At 43.8% G+C, this 16672-nt stretch carries 13 protein-coding genes; 3 read left to right on the top strand and 10 right to left on the bottom strand.

Going from position 1 to position 16672, the window contains the following annotated elements:
* Positions 1–223 precede the first annotated feature (223 nt).
* The 8 genes from JGK20_RS11000 to JGK20_RS10965 all read right to left on the bottom strand — a co-directional run bounded on the left by JGK20_RS11000 (position 224) and on the right by JGK20_RS10965 (position 13392).
* Positions 224–3229: a hybrid sensor histidine kinase/response regulator gene (locus JGK20_RS11000; protein WP_293183952.1), complete on the bottom strand. Its 3006-nt coding sequence runs from the start codon at positions 3227–3229 to the stop codon at positions 224–226.
* Positions 3230–3450: 221 nt separating this feature from the next.
* Positions 3451–4119, bottom strand: coding sequence for a chemotaxis protein CheW (locus JGK20_RS10995; RefSeq protein WP_293183950.1), 669 nt, complete (start codon positions 4117–4119; stop codon positions 3451–3453).
* 236 nt (positions 4120–4355) lie between these two features.
* A complete protein-coding gene (locus JGK20_RS10990) occupies positions 4356–5753 on the bottom strand; it encodes a transposase (RefSeq protein WP_366038781.1) in 1398 nt (465 codons plus the stop codon).
* A 283-nt stretch (positions 5754–6036) separates the two neighbouring features.
* Complete coding sequence (locus JGK20_RS10985; protein ID WP_293190600.1) at positions 6037–7629, bottom strand: methyl-accepting chemotaxis protein; 1593 nt, start codon at positions 7627–7629, stop codon at positions 6037–6039.
* Positions 7622–9256 (bottom strand): CHASE3 domain-containing protein, encoded by a 1635-nt coding sequence (locus JGK20_RS10980; protein WP_293230422.1) that lies wholly within the window; start codon positions 9254–9256, stop codon positions 7622–7624. The genes JGK20_RS10985 and JGK20_RS10980 overlap by 8 nt, the downstream gene beginning before the upstream one ends.
* A gap of 92 nt (positions 9257–9348) precedes the next feature.
* Positions 9349–11103 (bottom strand): methyl-accepting chemotaxis protein, encoded by a 1755-nt coding sequence (locus tag JGK20_RS10975; RefSeq protein WP_293206711.1) that lies wholly within the window; start codon positions 11101–11103, stop codon positions 9349–9351.
* A gap of 169 nt (positions 11104–11272) precedes the next feature.
* Positions 11273–12601 (bottom strand): protein-glutamate O-methyltransferase CheR, encoded by a 1329-nt coding sequence (locus JGK20_RS10970; protein ID WP_293230419.1) that lies wholly within the window; start codon positions 12599–12601, stop codon positions 11273–11275.
* A gap of 305 nt (positions 12602–12906) precedes the next feature.
* On the bottom strand, positions 12907–13392 hold the full coding sequence (locus JGK20_RS10965; RefSeq protein WP_293230416.1) for a chemotaxis protein CheW: 486 nt from the start codon (positions 13390–13392) through the stop codon (positions 12907–12909).
* 144 nt (positions 13393–13536) lie between these two features.
* On the opposite strand from JGK20_RS10965, the gene JGK20_RS10960 reads away from it, so the two are divergent.
* The 3 genes from JGK20_RS10960 (at position 13537) to JGK20_RS10950 (ending at position 15436) form a co-directional block, all read left to right on the top strand.
* Positions 13537–13881 (top strand): BON domain-containing protein, encoded by a 345-nt coding sequence (locus tag JGK20_RS10960; protein WP_293126189.1) that lies wholly within the window; start codon positions 13537–13539, stop codon positions 13879–13881.
* Between the two features lie 348 nt (positions 13882–14229).
* Positions 14230–14601: a DUF4278 domain-containing protein gene (locus JGK20_RS10955; RefSeq protein ID WP_293183940.1), complete on the top strand. Its 372-nt coding sequence runs from the start codon at positions 14230–14232 to the stop codon at positions 14599–14601.
* A 184-nt stretch (positions 14602–14785) separates the two neighbouring features.
* The gene (locus tag JGK20_RS10950) at positions 14786–15436 is read left to right on the top strand and encodes an RNA ligase family protein (protein ID WP_293183938.1); all 651 of its coding nucleotides are present in this window, start codon (positions 14786–14788) and stop codon (positions 15434–15436) included.
* A 143-nt stretch (positions 15437–15579) separates the two neighbouring features.
* Here JGK20_RS10950 and JGK20_RS10945 read toward each other — a convergent pair whose 3' ends face one another.
* Together JGK20_RS10945 and JGK20_RS10940 are read right to left on the bottom strand one after the other, a co-directional pair.
* Positions 15580–15816: a DUF4070 domain-containing protein gene (locus JGK20_RS10945; RefSeq protein WP_293183936.1), complete on the bottom strand. Its 237-nt coding sequence runs from the start codon at positions 15814–15816 to the stop codon at positions 15580–15582.
* Positions 15817–15915: 99 nt separating this feature from the next.
* Positions 15916–16671: a hypothetical protein gene (locus tag JGK20_RS10940; RefSeq protein ID WP_293183934.1), complete on the bottom strand. Its 756-nt coding sequence runs from the start codon at positions 16669–16671 to the stop codon at positions 15916–15918.
* Between the last annotated feature and the right edge of the window lies 1 nt (position 16672).

Below are 16672 nucleotides of genomic sequence, written 5' to 3'. Positions count from 1 at the left end.
TTCGGGCCCGGAGATCCCCCTAAATCCCCCTTAAGAAGGGGGACTTTGAGTGCTTCCGGTTCCCCCCTTCTTAAGGGGGGCTAGGGGGGATCTCCGGGCTCGGGGCCAAGCGTATTGAATTACCGATTGAATTACGAACTATCACGCAGCCTACCACTATTCATACCACATTTTGGTCGTATTTTTAGTTTTTAATTAAAAAAACTTAACCCGAGATTTTTTTTCAAGCCTCACCGATTAAATCAACCACCGCATTTAACAGCGTATCGTCGTGAAAACTGCTTTTAGTTAAATAATAATCCGCTCCCACTTCCAATCCTCTGATTCTATCTTGCTCGCGGTCTTTGTAAGAAACAATAATTACCGGAATCGACTTTAGGGCCGAATGATTTTTAATTTGACTAACCAGCTCAATCCCCGTCATGCGCGGCATATCAACATCGCTAATTACCAAATCAAACTGCCCGGTACGCAGAGCATTCCAACCATCCATACCATTAACAGCTATTTCAACCTCATATCCTTGATTTTCTAAAAGTTTGCGCTCTACTTCTCGAACAGTAATTGAATCATCTACTACCAAAACGCGCTTGCGAGTTGTTGATTCAGCAGTTTGTTCGGTTTTACTAACTTTCTGTAACTGACTTTCAGCCAGCAGTTTATCAGTCGATCGCACCAAATCTTCAACATCGATAATCAGCACCGGCGTACCGTCTTCCATAAAAGCAGCCGCGCTGATATCCGCTACCTTACCCAAACGCGGATCTAAAGGCCTGACAACTAAATCGCGTTCGCCCAGAAACTTATCCACAGCTAAACCATAACTGCTAGAGCGATCGCTCACAATGATCACCGGCAGCAAATCCAACTTTTCAGGTGGCGCAGCTAACTCCAACACCTGATAAGCTGTCACCAAACCAATGTTTTGGTTGTCAAGAGTAAAATACTGTCGGTTTTCGGCGATCGCAATATCAGCAGACTCAACCATCACAATGCGATCGATCCGAGTCAGCGGAAAAGCATAAGGTTCCCCCGAAATTTCCACCAACAGCGTCCGAATTACCGACAGAGTTAGCGGCAACTGCAAATGAAAACTCATACCTTTTTCCGGCATAGATGTCGCCCGGAGAATGCCACCAACCTCCTGCACCATACTTTGCACAATATCCAAACCAACACCGCGGCCCGAAATTTCCGTCACTTGACTAGCAGTAGAAAAACCAGGCAAAAACAGAAAATCCATCAATTCCGGTTCAGTCAATTTCGCAGCCATTTCCGCACTTACCATACCTTTCGTGACAATTTTTTGGCGGAGTTTTTCCGGTTCTATTCCTTTTCCATCATCCGAGACGGTAATTGATAGCATCCCGCCCCGATGTGCAGCTTCCAGTCGGATCGTACCTTCAGCCGATTTTCCCGCAGCCAAACGTGCGTCTGGGAGTTCAATACCGTGGTCGATAGCGTTACGCAAAATGTGTGTTAGCGGTGCTTCTAATTTTTCTAAAATATCTCGATCTACCTGAGTAGATTTGCCAACAACTTCAAATTTCACTTGCTTACCCAACTGTCTCGCCAAATCTCTCAGCATTCGCCCAAAAGCTGAAACGCCGTCAGCAAACGGTCGCATATTGCTGGCAATAACTTCTCGGTACAAGCGATCGGACAAGTTGGCAGAACGGCGGGCAAACAGTTCTAGTTCGTTGAGGCGATCGGACAAAATATGGCGGCAATCATTAGCTTTTTTGCGAGCACTGCCGAGATAATCTTCCGATCGCTGATCTAGAACAGAATCGCTTAAAGATTCCTGCAATTTCTCCAACAAATTATAAAGCTGTCCTTGGTTTTTTCTCAGTTTTAATAATGAATCAGCAAACGGTTGCAGCCATTTTGCTTCTACTAAAGATTCGCCTGCCAAACCCATAATTCGGTTTAAGTTTTCCGCATTTACTCGTACTACGCGGTCAGCGGTTTTAGGCTTTTGAGCGTTTTCCCTGAGATTTGAAGGTGCAGGTTTTGCGCTAACAATTTTAGTCGGTCGTTGCTCTACAGCTACTGCTGTAGAATTGGCGACGGGGGAAATTTGACCGCTATTCTTTGTGCGTTGGGAAGCATTATCTTGAGGTTTTGGTTGTGGTGTCGGGGTTGTTTGGGGACTCGTTGCTTCGGCAGATTTTTGTGAAACAACTGCGGCAGTTGTTGCCGATTGTTTAGTTGTTAATAATTCAAGAATCTTACTTATATCTGCGACAATATTATCTATTTCTGCCTCTTTTTCTGCCAGCCAAGCTTCGATTTTCAGTACCGGAATTTCCTGCATATTTACCAGAAAATTTACTCCGGCGAGCAGGGTGTCAATTTGACTGGCATTTAAGCTAGATTTGTGCTTCTGAAGTGCCACAAATGTATCTTCTATCGCCTTCGCAAGTTTAACAACTTCATGGAACTGAACTATTCTGCCAGCACCTTTTATTAAATGAGCGGATTTAACAAGGGAGTCTAAGTCTAAATATTCATTGGGGTTATTTTTGAGCGAGAGTAAAGTTTGGTTTAATAGTATTGATTGTGCTTCTACTTCTCCGGCAAATAAAGCTAACATCGATAAATCAGTTTTAAGCAACCGAGTTTCTGGACTTTCAACCTGTGGCAAATCGGGCAATATTTCATGAGGAATATCAGAATTGAATTGTACGTGGTCTGTTATTTCTGCGGTAAAATCAACAGGTAATTGCGGCTCCCATTCCGGCAGAATTTCTGTTTCAACAATGGTCTCTTGTTCTATTGTTTCTGCTTCATCTGGGCTGCCCAAATCTAATTGTTCGTTATTGATAATTGCTAAGATGGCAGTTTCTAAGGTTTCAATTTGCGATCGATTAACCGGGAGCCAATTTTCGATCTCGGTTTCCGGAATCTGGCTGATTTGGGCCAAAAGGTCGATCGCCCGCAGCATCACATCAATCTTATCAGGTGAGTCTAGGGCGATCGAGCCAGCCTGCGCCGCCACAAAGCAATCCTCCATCACGTGAGCGATTCGCACAGCAGCATCCAGTCCCACAATCCGCGCCGCGCCCTTGAGCGAGTGGGCCGCCCGCATCAAAGATTCCAGTTCAGCCGGAGAATTAGGGTTATTTTCTAATACCAAAATGTTCTCATTTAATACTGCTACTTGAGTGTCCGCCTCCATGCGAAATAAATCCATCATGGAGAAATTGCTCATATCTTGATTGCTCATTTTTTATTATTCCTTAATTTATTCCAACCCACTTTCGCCCGGTTTTGTTCATGTAGGCGCGAATTCCCTTCGCCCGTTCTTCAACCCGCGGAGGCGGGTTTCGTCTGTGTAGGCGCGAATGACCTTCGCCCGCTTTTATTCGCCAGATTCCATTCACCCAATGCCCAATTCCCAATGCCCCATGCCCAATTCCCAATGCCCCATGCCCAATTCCCAATTCATTAGATAATCTTCTTATTCAACGTATAAAACAGCAAATCATCATCGAGATAACAAACACTTTGCCCCTGCCAACTGATAATCCCTTTAGTATAAGTTTCTGGCACTTTAGAAACAGTAGATGGAACATTTCTGATTTGTTCCGGGAGAATGCGGTGAATGCCGTAAATCTCATCCACTCCAAACACCCAGCGGCTGCCTTCTCTCTCAACAACTACCATCCTTTCGTAAACAACAGGACTAATATTTTGTCGGCTAGCATCTGCTGCTTCCAATCCCAAAAGTGCTTTTAGGGAAACGCACAACTGGATTTCACCGCGAATATTCACCAAGCCGATAAGTATATTATTACTGCGGTGTGGCAAAGTGTGGATAACAGAAATCTGCGTCACTTCCTTAAACAGCGCCGCCGGTAAAGCCAACCATTCGCCGTTAAGCCTAAAAATACCTACAGATATAGTACCCGCAGCCGTGACGGCGTTAGTTACTCCTTGACTCGATCGCAATAAATTAGTCCACTCTTCCAGATATCCAGTCGGCAATTCCTGTTCCAGCAAACTCCGGCCCGCGTCGGAATAGACTGGACAGTTGCGGCAGTGAATAAATGTTTTTAATTGAGGACAAGTGCGATCGCCCCCAACTCCGATCCGATTCCAGCAATCATCAGTCATTCGATTTTAGATTTTAGATTTTAGATTTTAGATTGTAGGGTGTGCACCGCGCACCAGTTTGTAGTTTGTAGTAGTTTGTAGGGTGTGCACCGCGCACCAGTTTGTAGTTTGTAGCGTGCGCACCGCGCACCAGTTTGTAGCGTGCGCACCGCGCACCAGTTTGTAGCGTGCGCACCGCGCACCAGTTTGTAGCGTGCGCACCGCGCACCAGTTGATTTAAGTGACATACTCCCACATCAACCTGAGTACAGGTATGATGTGGGCTTCTTAGCAGCCCGATGAAGGGTATGCAAGATTTCCTTCGCGGTACTGTCGTCCATAGTTCCTACTACAGAAAGATTCCCGCTACGGCGTTTTATTTTGGGGAAAATGTCCAACCCCAATTTCTTCAAATTAATCGAAGCGTTGATATCGCGATCGACCATTAAAGAATGTTGCTCGTCCCAATAGCTTCGCATACCGCAATCGGTGAAAACGATTTCATTCCGATAGCACAGAAGCATTGAGGTATAAGCAGGTTTTTGCGGAACGACGGCTGATCCAGCTTTTTCGGCTATGTATTCCAGCGTCTTGAAAAATTGACCAAACGCAGCATCCAGCCAAGACTTGTTTAGTCCTGATTTGGCTGATTGACCGTTTGGGAGGTAGTTACCCTCATCGTCTTGCTTAACTTTATTCCGCTTCGTTAAGCCTTTTAAGTTCAAATCTTCGTGAAAAAAGAATTTAGCTCCAGACCTGACAAGTTTGTGAGCTGTTTTATAGTGGAAGTCTTGGCGAGAACGCGCTATTTTTTGGTGCTGTCTCGCTTCTTTTTTTGCTAATTTCCGTCGGGCGCTACAGCCACGCTTCCGCTTATTCCGCTTTTTTGAAATGCGGTCTAACTTAGCTTGGTTTTTGCGAAGCGGTTTCAATGAAGGCAACTTTTCGCCCGATGACGTTGCTAAATAGACATCTTCATGCAGCACCGCATCTAACCCAATTGAGTTATCCCAGTTTGGGGTAACTTTGTCAGAAATAAACTGGGGTACTGAAGCGTCTTCAAGCATTATCTGGGCGAACCAACCATCAGCCTTTCTAGTTACACTAATTTGCTTGACGGTAAATCCATCGGGGATTGGGCGGTGCCTCCGAACTTTTATCACGCCCAACTTCGGCAATCGGATATAAAACCAATTCTTGCGAACCAACTTAATCCAATCGCTGTTAGCCGTAGAAAAAGTCATCGTCCGGTAATCAGCTTCAGTCTTGAATCGGGGTTTACCCGATCGACCGCCTTTACTATCCCCTACTATAAACCGTTCAAAGGCTTTATCTACTCGTTTAGAAACATCTTGCAGGATAGTTGAATCTACCTGCTTGAAGTCCAATAGCTCACCACTGTGGAAGACTTTTACTAGGTCTTTTTTGAGGGCGGGCAATTGTTGCTTTTGAGAGTAGTAGTTGGGCTTTTCGCGAGGCGCAGAGATGCTAGCAACCAATGGACAAGCATTTATAGCAGTGCGGTTTCTTTCCCACCAATCAAATCGATCGCCTAGCTGTCTGTTGTACCAATAGCGACAAATTCTCAACCAATGGTTGAGGGTTAATTTTTGATTGGTGTCGGGATAGAACTGATACTGATACGTTACTTTCATTGCGCTACGACCTTTACGCATTTGCTGGTCATAAAAATACCAGAAAATACTAGATAAAGTCAAGTAGTAATTTAATAATTGTGTCGAGTAATGATGCTAGCAGATAAAGATTTGTTGATCTCGTCATCCACACCTTCATTGCTCGCCCGCTATGCTGACGAGGACATGAAGATGTGGAATCCTCGGTTCACGCGCCTTTCATCCCACACTAATCGAAGCGATATAGTGTGGGGATTCCCGTCTGACTAGCTAAAAAAACCGACTCGATCCGCCGACTCCCTATTTACTTTAAAAACGCTAGCATTTCGTGGCGTAAACCGAGTGTAGCATCATTAACTTGCCCGATCGCCCCATTGATATCCCGGAGCGCCGACGCAGTTTGCGAAGAAGCCTCACTCAACTGCACCATCGCCTCGCTAATTTGCACAGCACCCTGAGACTGTGCATCCATCCCCTCATTCACCTCTTCAAAACGCGGAGTCAAAGCTTGCACCCGCTGGATAATCGATTCCAACTGCAAACTAATAGTTTGCACATCTTCCACCCCGCGGCGCACCTCATTAGTAAACTTATCCATTTCCATCACGCCAACACCCACCGCAGACTGCATTTCTTTAACCATATTTTCAATATCCAAAGTAGCCACCGCCGTTTGATCTGCCAGTCGGCGAATTTCCCTAGCCACCACCGCAAAACCCAACCCGTACTCTCCCGCTTTTTCCGCTTCAATAGCCGCGTTGAGCGAAAGCAAATTAGTTTGATCTGCCACCTTCGTAATCGTCGTGATAATACTGTTAATATTATTAGCTTTTTCGCTAATAACTCCCAATTTACCCGAGATCGCACTGGTAGAATCTGCTAATTTATTCATCGTGGATTCCATGCGACCAATTTCTTGTTTACCGCCGCCGGCAGATTGAGCAGCTTGGTGGGACATCTCCGAAACTTCATCCATTGTCCTCGCCAGTTGCATAGCAGTAGCAGCAATTTCTTTAGCCGTGGCTACTACTTCATTAGTCGAAGCCACTTGTTGATTCATCGTCGCTTCCAATTCCTTGCCGGAGGAGGCAATTTGGTTCGTAGATCCACTAATTCTGAGGCCCGACAGATCTATTTGATTTTCCAGAGTTTGGGATACCGCGCTCGTGAGAAACAGTCCAAACAGTCCAGCCGTTAGCGGCCCGAGAATCATGCCCAAAATTACCCAGAATGTGGTTTGACTAATATCGTTTTTAGACTGCTGTTTAGCTAGTTGTCCCGTTGTTTCATTGATTTTGAGGTCTTCCAATATTAAGTTAGTAGCTGATTCAAACGAGGGTCGATTCGCTTTGGCGCGATCGCTCAATTGATTGTAAAACGCCCCAGCCCTTCTAGCAGCCTCGATATCGGGCGACTTAGTATTCCCTTGGCCAATCAGTTCGATCTGCCTTTTAAATGGGTTGAGAATTCCTAAACTCTCAAATCTTTTATTTAAATCTAAAAAAGCTTCGTGATTTTTCTTCCAGATATCCCATTTAGCCTGCAATTCTTTGTATATCTTATCTTCCTCCGCAGTTCTGGATGTGGTTTCATACTCTTTGAAACCCTCATTAATCTGCTCCCAAGCTTTCTGAATTCTCGTCAACTCACTTCTCCTTTCCTCTGGGCTGAGTTCCAGATCCAGTAAAGCCCGTTCCGACGACTCAATTTGCGTTTGTCCTTCATTAACTTTCCACAATCCACTAACGCTCGGCAGGCTATTACTAGCTAGCGTATCAATATGTCCACCCAGCCGAGAAGTGCCGCTCCAACCAATACAAGCCACAGCTAAAACAATCACAGCTAGAAAAATAAATGCAGCATTCAGGCGCTTTTTAAAACTGATATTTTTAAACATTTTCTACATCCTTATTGCTTACTTTAAACCGATAAATTTCTTGACGCAAACCTTGAGATGCCTCATTTAATTGAGAGATAGCACCGTTAATTTCGCGCAATGCGCCCGCCGTTTGCGACGACGATTGACTCAGATACACCATCACCTCGCTAATTTGCTGAGCGCCTTCCGATTGAGCCTCCATACTCTGATTTACCACTGAAAAACGCGGAGTGATAGCCTGCACCTGCTCGATAATTTCAGTCAGTTGCCAGCTCACACTTTCCACATCCTCAACGCTATCATTTACTTCTTCAGTAAACTTGTTCATTTCCGTCACCCCAGTAGAAACTGCTGCCTGCATTTCTTTAACCATTTTTTCAATATCTAAAGTAGCAACAGCAGTTTGATCGGCTAAACGCCGAATTTCTCTAGCAACTACAGCAAAACCCATACCATATTTTCCTGCTTTTTCTGCTTCTATGGCAGCATTCAAAGAAAGTAAATTAGTTTGGTCAGCTACCTTGGTTATTGTAATAATAATTCGACTAATATTATTAGCTTTTTCGCTGATGTTGCTAAGTTGGCTAGAAATAGAAGTTGTGGCGGTTGATAATTCCCGCATGGTATTTTCCATGTGGCTTAAATTCCGCTGACCGCCCTCTGCTGCTATTGTGGTAGTTTGGAAGGTAGAAGTAATTCCCTGCATTGCTTGCTTCAGTTGTCGAGAAGTAGCAGCTATCTCTTTTGTAGTAGCTTCCACCTCTCTAATCGAAGCTGCTTGTTTGGCGATTACTTCCTCCAATTCCTTGCCTGAGGCAGCAATTTCATGAGAGGAAGCAGTTACTTGAAGACCAGAATTTTGTACTTGCCCGATCAAGGAACTTAGGCTTTGAGTCATGCTTTGGAATCCGGCGAGTAGTTTGCCAACTTCTCCCTGATAATTTGCTGAAATATTGGCAGTTAAATTGCCCGCCGATACCTCTTCTGCAACTTTTACTGCTATTCCCAAGGATTGCGCGATATTCCGGATAATTACCCAAGAAATTAACACCCCAACTCCGACAATAATCAAAGTGCTCGCCCCAGCAAAGTAAGTTGAAAAAATTTCAGCTTCCTGGGCGAATTTCTTTCTTTCATCCAAGAATCGATTTTCAGTTTCTTTGATTTCTGTGATTTTACCCCTCAACTTCGCCATAATTTCTAGTCCTGTTCCAGCACTTACTATTTTTTTTACCTCCTCTTCTCGACCAGATTTGCGGAGTTGAATAGTTTTTTCTAAATAATCGATTCTTTCTCTAATCAGGATTTGCAATTGACCGAGTTTTTCTTGTTGTGTCGGATTTTTCATCTTCTCTCTCAACTCTGCTAGTTGCACGTTAATGCTTGCATTTGCTTCATTGTATGGCTCTAAAAAATTCTCTTTTCCCGTGTACAGATAGCCGCGCTGACCAGTCTCAGCTTCCAGCAAAAGCATATCTAACTGTGCCAATTCTTGCAAAATTTTATGGCTCGAAGTAACGTTATCTAAAGACTTAACTAAAGTATTTTTAGTGTGTTGTGCTACAATATTTGCTATAAGTATTAACGTAAAGATTGTACCAAACCCCCTCCACAAAATTTGTTGAATAGTTGAATTTTTCTGCACTTAATTTACCTCTTTTTTGCCTGCTACAAATAATGAATAAAATTTGATATTTTAGAGTTTAGATACTGACGAATATTGGGTGTGAGTAACTATCAATTGACTTTGAATCGCGAAATTTCGTGGCGCATCCCGTGGGCTGCTTCGTTCAAAAGGCCGATCGCACTATTGATTTCCCGCAAAGCATCAGCCGTTTGCAGGGAAGTTTCGGCCAACTGCGCCATAGTTTCGCTAATTTGCTGAGCTCCTTCCGATTGAGCTTCCATGCCTCTATTTACCGAATCGAAGCGGGGAGTGAGAGATTGTACTTGCTGAATAATTTCGGCTAATTGCACGCCGATGTTACGAATATCTTCCATCCCTTTGCTGACTTCATGGGAGAATTTATCCATTTCCATCACCCCAGTAGAAACGGCTGACTGCATCTCTTTAACCATGTTTTCAATATCGAGTGTGGCAACGGCTGTTTGGTCGGCTAGGCGGCGAATTTCGCGGGCGACGACGGCAAAACCCATGCCGTATTCTCCGGCTTTTTCGGCTTCGATCGCTGCATTTAAGGAAAGTAAATTAGTTTGATCGGCTACTTTTGTAATCGTGGTAACAATGCTGTTGATATTGTTGGCTTTTTCGCTAATGATTCCGAGTTTGTTAGAGATAGAAATGGTAGCATTTCCCAAGACTTTCATGGTATTCTCCATGCGAACTAACTCTTTTTGACCTGTGCTAGCTTCGCGGGCAGTTGACTCTGCCATGTGGGAAACTTCATCCATCGTTTTTACGAGTTTACCACTGGTGGCTGCGATTTCTTTGGCAGTAGCTACAACTTCGTTGGTGGATGCTGCTTGTTCGTTGACTGTGGCTTCTAATTGTTTGCCAGAAGCGGCTATTTGGGTGGCTGATGAAGTGATTTGTATGCCCGATGTTTGCACTTGTTTGATTAATCCGGCCAAACCGCGATTCATGCTGCGGAAGGAGTTCTCCAATTTGCTAATTTCGTCTTTGGTGTCGCTGACATGAACTTCTCCTGTTAAATCGCCGATCGACATTTTCTCTGCTACATCCACCACTCCGGCAATTTTAGCCCCTAACGGTTTGGCGATCGTATTGCTAAAGTACAGTCCAAACAGTACGGCCGTTAAAGGGCCCAGCAGCGTGCCTAAAATCACCCAGAACCGAGTTTGACTGATATCTTCGGTGGCAGCTTTGCCTGAGTCTGCTGCTAATTGGCGATCGTAGTTCAGGAGTTCCAGCATTCCCTCTGTCGCAGCTTGAAATGTAATTACTTTCTCGTTCAAAGCTTTGTCGTTCATTCTGTTAAGCACCTCAACTGCTGATGCAGCAGTTGCTAGTTCAGGTGATTTAGTTTTACCCTGTTTGAGCAAATCAATTTGGATTTGCCGGGGATTGACAATGCCTATTCTTTCATATTCTTTATTGAGTTCTTGGAATTCTTTGTGAGCCTCAGTCCACTTTTGCCACAGCGGTTTAAATTTTTGATAAAGTTTGTCTTCTTCCTCGTTGCGCCCAAGTTTATCGTACTCTTGAAAACCTTGATTTATCTGATTCCAAGCATTATTTATTCTCGCGATTTCTCGGCGTCTTTGGTCAGCATTGATTGCTTCGTTGAGCAGCATCCGATCGGAAGACTGCACCTGTGTTTGTCCTTCGTTGATTTTCCACAAAGCGACGGTGCTGGGATAAGCATCGTTGGCGATCGATTTCAGGTGCCCGGATAGCCGAAAATTTCCGCTGGCGCCGACTAAAGCTACAACAAGCACGATCGCCCCCATGAACACAAACGCAGCGATCATGCGTCTTTGCAAAGTCATATGCTTAAAAATATTGTCCATGCTTCGATTCTCAGTTATTACCAGAAAGAATTGGTTGAAAGCCTCTCCCTTTGAGGGAGAAATTAAACTCAGACTATTAATTACTCCAATCCTCTTCCTTGTAGGTAGAGGTCGCCCTCAACTGTCAACTGTCAACTATCAACTGTCAACTGTCAACTGAATTCTTAGGCTATTTTTCCATTCGCTGAATGCGCCGGCGGACGATCGCAGCACCGGCAATATCTCCTCGCTCTTCTTTGAGCAAAGCTAGGTGAATTAGTCCTTCATAGTGATCCGGCTTGAGGTAAGTTGCTTTTTGGAAAGATTGCTCAGCTTGTTGGCGATCGCCCCTTGCTTGATAAACTTGGCCCAATAAGACGTAAGCATCAGCATTCGTGGGATTTTGACTGAGGTAAGTTTCGCACAGTTTGGCTGCTTCCTGCAATTGTCCGCGATCGGCCAAACGTCGCGCTGCGTCTAAATCCGCACTCGCAGACTTAGCAGGATCTGGTGGTGGGGCGATCGCCCGAATTGGCAAAATCCCCGAATTCTCATTCTCTCTCGGATATTTTTGATGGGAAGTAGAGGATTTACTGTTAATACTTGGCAACTGATCGCTGCGAAGATTTTCCCTATTTCCCGCGTGTTTAAACTCTCGAACAATCCGCGAATAACTGATATTAGTCGGCTCTTTTTTGACCTGAACTTGCGGGCTGTATGGAATATCTGTTTTGCGGTAAGCAAATGCTAGGGAATGACGCACCGAGACAAATTGAGGAGGCAGTTTCTGCCCGCTTTCTGAGTGACCCAAAAATAATATTCCTGTTTTGTTTAACAATCGATTTAACAGTTGAATGGTCTGATTTCTGCCTGTTTGATCGAAATAAATTAACACATTGCGACAAAAAATTGCATCGTAAGGAAGTTGGTTAGATAAAAAATAGCTATCTAGAATATTACCCTGAATAAAATTAACTTTCCTTCTCACCAAGTCGTTCAACTGATAAAGGTCTCCCGGCAGCGGAGTAAAATAGCGATCGCGAAAATCCAAGTTTTTGTCGCGGAAAGAGTTTCTGCCGTAAACTGCGCGCTGGGCTTTTTTGAGAGCAACTTTGCTGATGTCTGCCGCATCGATGCTGAAGTTGATCGGATTTAAACCAGCATCTAGTAGGGCGATCGCGATCGAGTAAGGTTCCTCTCCCGTCGAACAAGGAAGGCTCAACACGCGCAGGGTTTTGCCGGGATTTTGTGGAAACCATTCCGAAAGCGCGTAGCGGCTCAAAAAAACAAAAGGTTCGCGATCGCGAAAAAACCAAGTTTCCGGTATCACGACAGCTTCGATTAATTCTTCCAATTCTGGAGCGGATGTTTGCAATTTTGTCAAGTAAATACTGATATCCGTTAAACTGCAATCTTCCATCCGACGGTTAACGGCTCTAGTAATTGTATTAGACCCAATAGTCAGGGCATCTAAACCAATTTTTTGTCTGAGTAGAGCTTCAATTGCTACTTGTGTCATTGATTTTAGCTCGTATGACAGTTGACAGTTGACAGTTGACAGTTGACAGTTGACAGTTGACAGTTGACAGTTGACAGTTGACAGTTGACCAATTACCAATTACCAATTACCAATTACCAATTACCAATTACCAATTACCAATTACCAATTGCCAATGACTAATGACCAATTACCCATTGCCAATGACTAATGACTAATGACCAATTACCCATTGCCAATGACCAATAACCAATAACCAATAACCAATAACCAATAACCAATAACCAATAACCAATAACCAATAACCAATGACCAATGACTAAATCTCAGTCTTCCTGCTGGGGAAGCAGGTAAGTTTTTTGGGATTCAGGCAGCAAATGTTCTACCCTGACAAATTGAATCATACCGCGATCGTCTGCAATCATTTCTCCCAAATAAGGAGTGCTGTCAATCTTAATGCCGGGACTAACAAATTCGGTTTCCGGTTTGTCGAGAGTTTCTGTCACCCGTTCCGCCATCAGCCCTAAAATTAGGGGGCCGTGCAAACTGTCGTTGTTTCCCTCAGAAGTATTGGGAAACTGGCAATTGACTAAGACGATGCGCGTGCTCAAGTAAGCGCGGGCGGCTCTCCCCTGTATCATTTGGCACAAATCAATGACCGGGACGAGATGTCCCCGGTAGTTAAACAAGCCGGGAATGTATTCCGGCGCGTTGTGGAGTTTTTTCAAGGTGACAGTGGGAACTACTTCGACTACGCGCCTGCTATCGAGGGCATAGCGATCGTCCCCGACATAAAAAAGTAACATCAACATAGGGATACCATTGGAGATTTTAGATTCTGAAAGTCGGTCGAAAAAGCATTTTCAGAAATTTCGCTTAGTTTTGCAACAATTACGATTCTTTTGGAATTCTAGAGCTATCTTGGAAAAAGTGTATTTTCTGGAGACTCAACTTCTATGGGTTGGTTTAAAAGACTGTTTGGAATGGAAAAGCCTGAAGAGCAGGCTCAACCAATGGCAGAAGTAGTACAGCAAGCTGCCGAAGCACAATCGATTGCTCCTGCTAAAGTCGGCCCAGACGGAAATTTTGACGAAAGCGGCCTGGCGAAGCGGGTGGCCTTGGCTTTTGACGGCGATTCAGAAGTTGCTGATATCGAGACTGTTTGGGTTGCTCAGCTCAGCGGCACGGTTGTTCTCAAGGGTCAAGTTCCCAGTCAGGAAGTTCTTGACAAGTTGGTGGCCATTGCCTCTGCTGAAGAGGGTGCGACGGGCGTGCAAACCGATCAAGTGACAGTCGGGTAGTTCTTCGGATCTCGATCCGTTTCGTTCTGAGTACGATCGAATTAGTCAAAGCTCGATTAAACCCGCTATGGCGGGTTTTTTCCTGCCTTCTCACCCTCAAAATATTAATTTTTGTAAATAAGCGCGCTTTACTTAATAAACAGTATAATTGAATACAGAAACTAAATAAGTTTTAGGTAACAAAAAGCAAACCTGACCTGACCCCGCCCAAAAACGGGTACAAGCCGGGACACTCATGAGGGTCGATCGCAAAATTTTAGACGAAAGTCCCAGCTACCAGATTCATCTGTGAAGTAAATCTAAAATCGACTGACGATCGTTTTTATCTCAATATAAGGATCGAAGAATATGAAACTCACTTATCGCGGTGCCAACTACGAGTACGACATTCCGACAGTCGATATGATCGAAGGCGAAGTGGCGGGCAAATATCGGGGTCAAGACTGGAACTATCGGTATCCGAGACACCTGGCTGTCCCCAAAAAATACGGCGGTATCAACTCTACCACAAAGCGAGATTTTCAAGCCCAGCAGGATGTCACAACAGTTGGCGTAGCTTGCGCGGCGGTTGAATCTGCACCAACTGCTGCGGATTTGGCGCAAGTTCACCGGGTGCATATTTGCAATATTCTCGATCGGCGGAAACAAGTAGCCACAGCCAAAGGTGATGAAAGATTACTGCGCTTGCTAGAAAGAGAGTGGCAGCAAATGGCCTGTTAGGAAATAGCTTGGGAAAATTACAATCCCCGGTTCAATAACCAAAAAATAGGTTTGTAGTGAGGACTTCAGTCCGCATAAATCCAAAAACTCGCATTCCTCACTACCAAAACCTCGATCGCGCTTAACTAACCGAAGATAATATAAACTACGATCTTAAATTCAGCATCAAAAGCAAGTCAAGAAAGTGACAAAAATCCAACTTGCCTATCCCAAAATTCCCGACAGCAAAAACGCTCCATTAGATAAGTGCACAGCCTTTGAAAAGTACGATGGCACTAATCTGCATTGGGTTTGGGAACAGCAACTGGGCTGGTATGCGTTTGGAACACGTCGCGACAGATTTGATTTAGACGATCGGGGAATTGCAGAATTTAACGCTGCACATCCGGGTTTGGAGGAAGCGCCGCAGATTTTCGTCAGAGACTTCGCGAAATCTCTGGAAGTTGTATTTCAGGCGAACCCAGAATATCACAGCCCAGAAATCACGGTATTTACAGAGTTTTTTGGTGCTAGCTCATTTGCAGGAATGCACAAACAGGAGGAACCCAAAAATTTGGTGCTGTTAGACGTGCAGGGCGATCGAGGTATTGTCGATCCAGAGCAATTCCTTCGAGATTTCAGTTTAGTAAACATTGCCAGAGTTGTGTATCGCGGAAAGTTGACAGGCAAATTTATCGATGAAGTCCGTCAAGGAAAATACGGTGTAGCCGAAGGAGTTGTTTGTAAAGGAAAGGATAAGGCTAACAGTATCTGGATGGTCAAGATTAAAACTATGGCTTACATGAAAAAACTGCAACAAGCGTTTAAAAATGATTGGGAGACATATTGGGAATAAAATAGCGTTCGATCGATACCACGATTTTGTAGGGCGGGTTCGCCAAGATATCCAGCACAAATCCGAAATCTTGTCAACCCGCCCCGCCTCGATCGAGATCTGACGATCGCTAAATCGAACACGATCTCAAGGGCGAAACCGATTTAAACAATTGAAACTGGTTCCAGCACTTTTTGCTGTTTTGGGCGATCGATGGTTTCTAGCTGTTGCAGCAGTTGCGCTTTCACTTCATGACGGTAATTAAAGAAATGTTCGCCTAGGCCTAAAACAGTCATGTAATCGTAGAATAGACGAGGTTTAATCAGAGCGATCGCCATCATTTGCCACCAGAAACGAAACCGCGTCGAACGCATGACACCCTGACGCCAACAAACAGCCAAAAAATAGAACTTAATTGGGGCAATACTTAAGTGGATAAAAGCCCACTATAATAATTAAATACTCACATCGAAACGGCTAAAATATAAAGAGATAATGTATTATTTATTTAATTGCCCCTTGATTTTTAAACAAAAACTTATAAAATCTTGAAAATTCAGTAAATGATCTGAATTTGCCTCAACTCTTGCGATGAGTTGTTTAAGATAATATTCTTCTTGCACTTCTCTCGGTCTAGGTTTACTATAAGATAAATGCGTTTTTGAAGCCAAACTACGTTCTTTAAAAATTCCTCTAAGATAACCTTCATGAAACAGAGCTTTTGTTTTATATCCGAAAATTTCCTTTGTATTTTCCGCATTTTGGACAAATTCGCTCGCTAAATCTTCAGGATTATCTTGACAGACATCAAAATATTTAATATATTGCTTCAAAATTTCATTATGTTGTGGATTTCTCACAAAAAATTTTCGATTTCCTAAAAACCAAGTTTCCAGACAAACTTTCTGCACAATAACTTCGAGTTGACAATTTACCGGTAGAGATTGAAAAGGTTTATCTTTTAATTCCGACTTAATTTGCTCATCAGCTTCCGCTTGTTTCTCCGAAACTGTAAAACGATCTGCGTCTGTGAATAAAACCAAGTAATTATATTGAGGAAATAGGTTTATTTCTTGGATAGCATTAGCAGTAACTCTATAGCAACTAGGAACGCCCATATCACTTTCGTAATAATAATTATTCTGAATTACCGCATCAAAACTATCCACTTCCGTCAACTCTGGAAGCAGCACAGATAACCACTTTTTATAAACAATCGGTTCTGTCTTTCCTTCAAATACAAAATACAAATTCATA

The organism is Microcoleus sp. PH2017_05_CCC_O_A (assembly GCF_020738785.1).
In the GTDB taxonomy this organism is placed as follows: domain Bacteria; phylum Cyanobacteriota; class Cyanobacteriia; order Cyanobacteriales; family Microcoleaceae; genus Microcoleus.
Note: the sequence above shows the minus strand (reverse complement) of the source record. Positions and strands in the feature narration are given on the sequence as shown.

What these genes read in the sequence shown, in the direction of transcription:
- JGK20_RS11000 (WP_293183952.1), bottom strand. Translation starts at nt 3,229, where the DNA reads ATGAGCAATCAAGATATGAGCAATTTCTCCATGATGGATTTATTTCGC.
- JGK20_RS10995 (WP_293183950.1), bottom strand. Translation starts at nt 4,119, where the DNA reads ATGACTGATGATTGCTGGAATCGGATCGGAGTTGGGGGCGATCGCACT.
- JGK20_RS10990 (WP_366038781.1), bottom strand. Translation starts at nt 5,753, where the DNA reads ATGAAAGTAACGTATCAGTATCAGTTCTATCCCGACACCAATCAAAAA.
- JGK20_RS10985 (WP_293190600.1), bottom strand. Translation starts at nt 7,629, where the DNA reads ATGTTTAAAAATATCAGTTTTAAAAAGCGCCTGAATGCTGCATTTATT.
- JGK20_RS10975 (WP_293206711.1), bottom strand. Translation starts at nt 11,103, where the DNA reads ATGGACAATATTTTTAAGCATATGACTTTGCAAAGACGCATGATCGCT.
- JGK20_RS10970 (WP_293230419.1), bottom strand. Translation starts at nt 12,601, where the DNA reads ATGACACAAGTAGCAATTGAAGCTCTACTCAGACAAAAAATTGGTTTA.
- JGK20_RS10965 (WP_293230416.1), bottom strand. Translation starts at nt 13,392, where the DNA reads ATGTTGATGTTACTTTTTTATGTCGGGGACGATCGCTATGCCCTCGAT.
- JGK20_RS10960 (WP_293126189.1), top strand. Translation starts at nt 13,537, where the DNA reads ATGGGTTGGTTTAAAAGACTGTTTGGAATGGAAAAGCCTGAAGAGCAG.
- JGK20_RS10955 (WP_293183940.1), top strand. Translation starts at nt 14,230, where the DNA reads ATGAAACTCACTTATCGCGGTGCCAACTACGAGTACGACATTCCGACA.
- JGK20_RS10940 (WP_293183934.1), bottom strand. Translation starts at nt 16,671, where the DNA reads ATGAATTTGTATTTTGTATTTGAAGGAAAGACAGAACCGATTGTTTAT.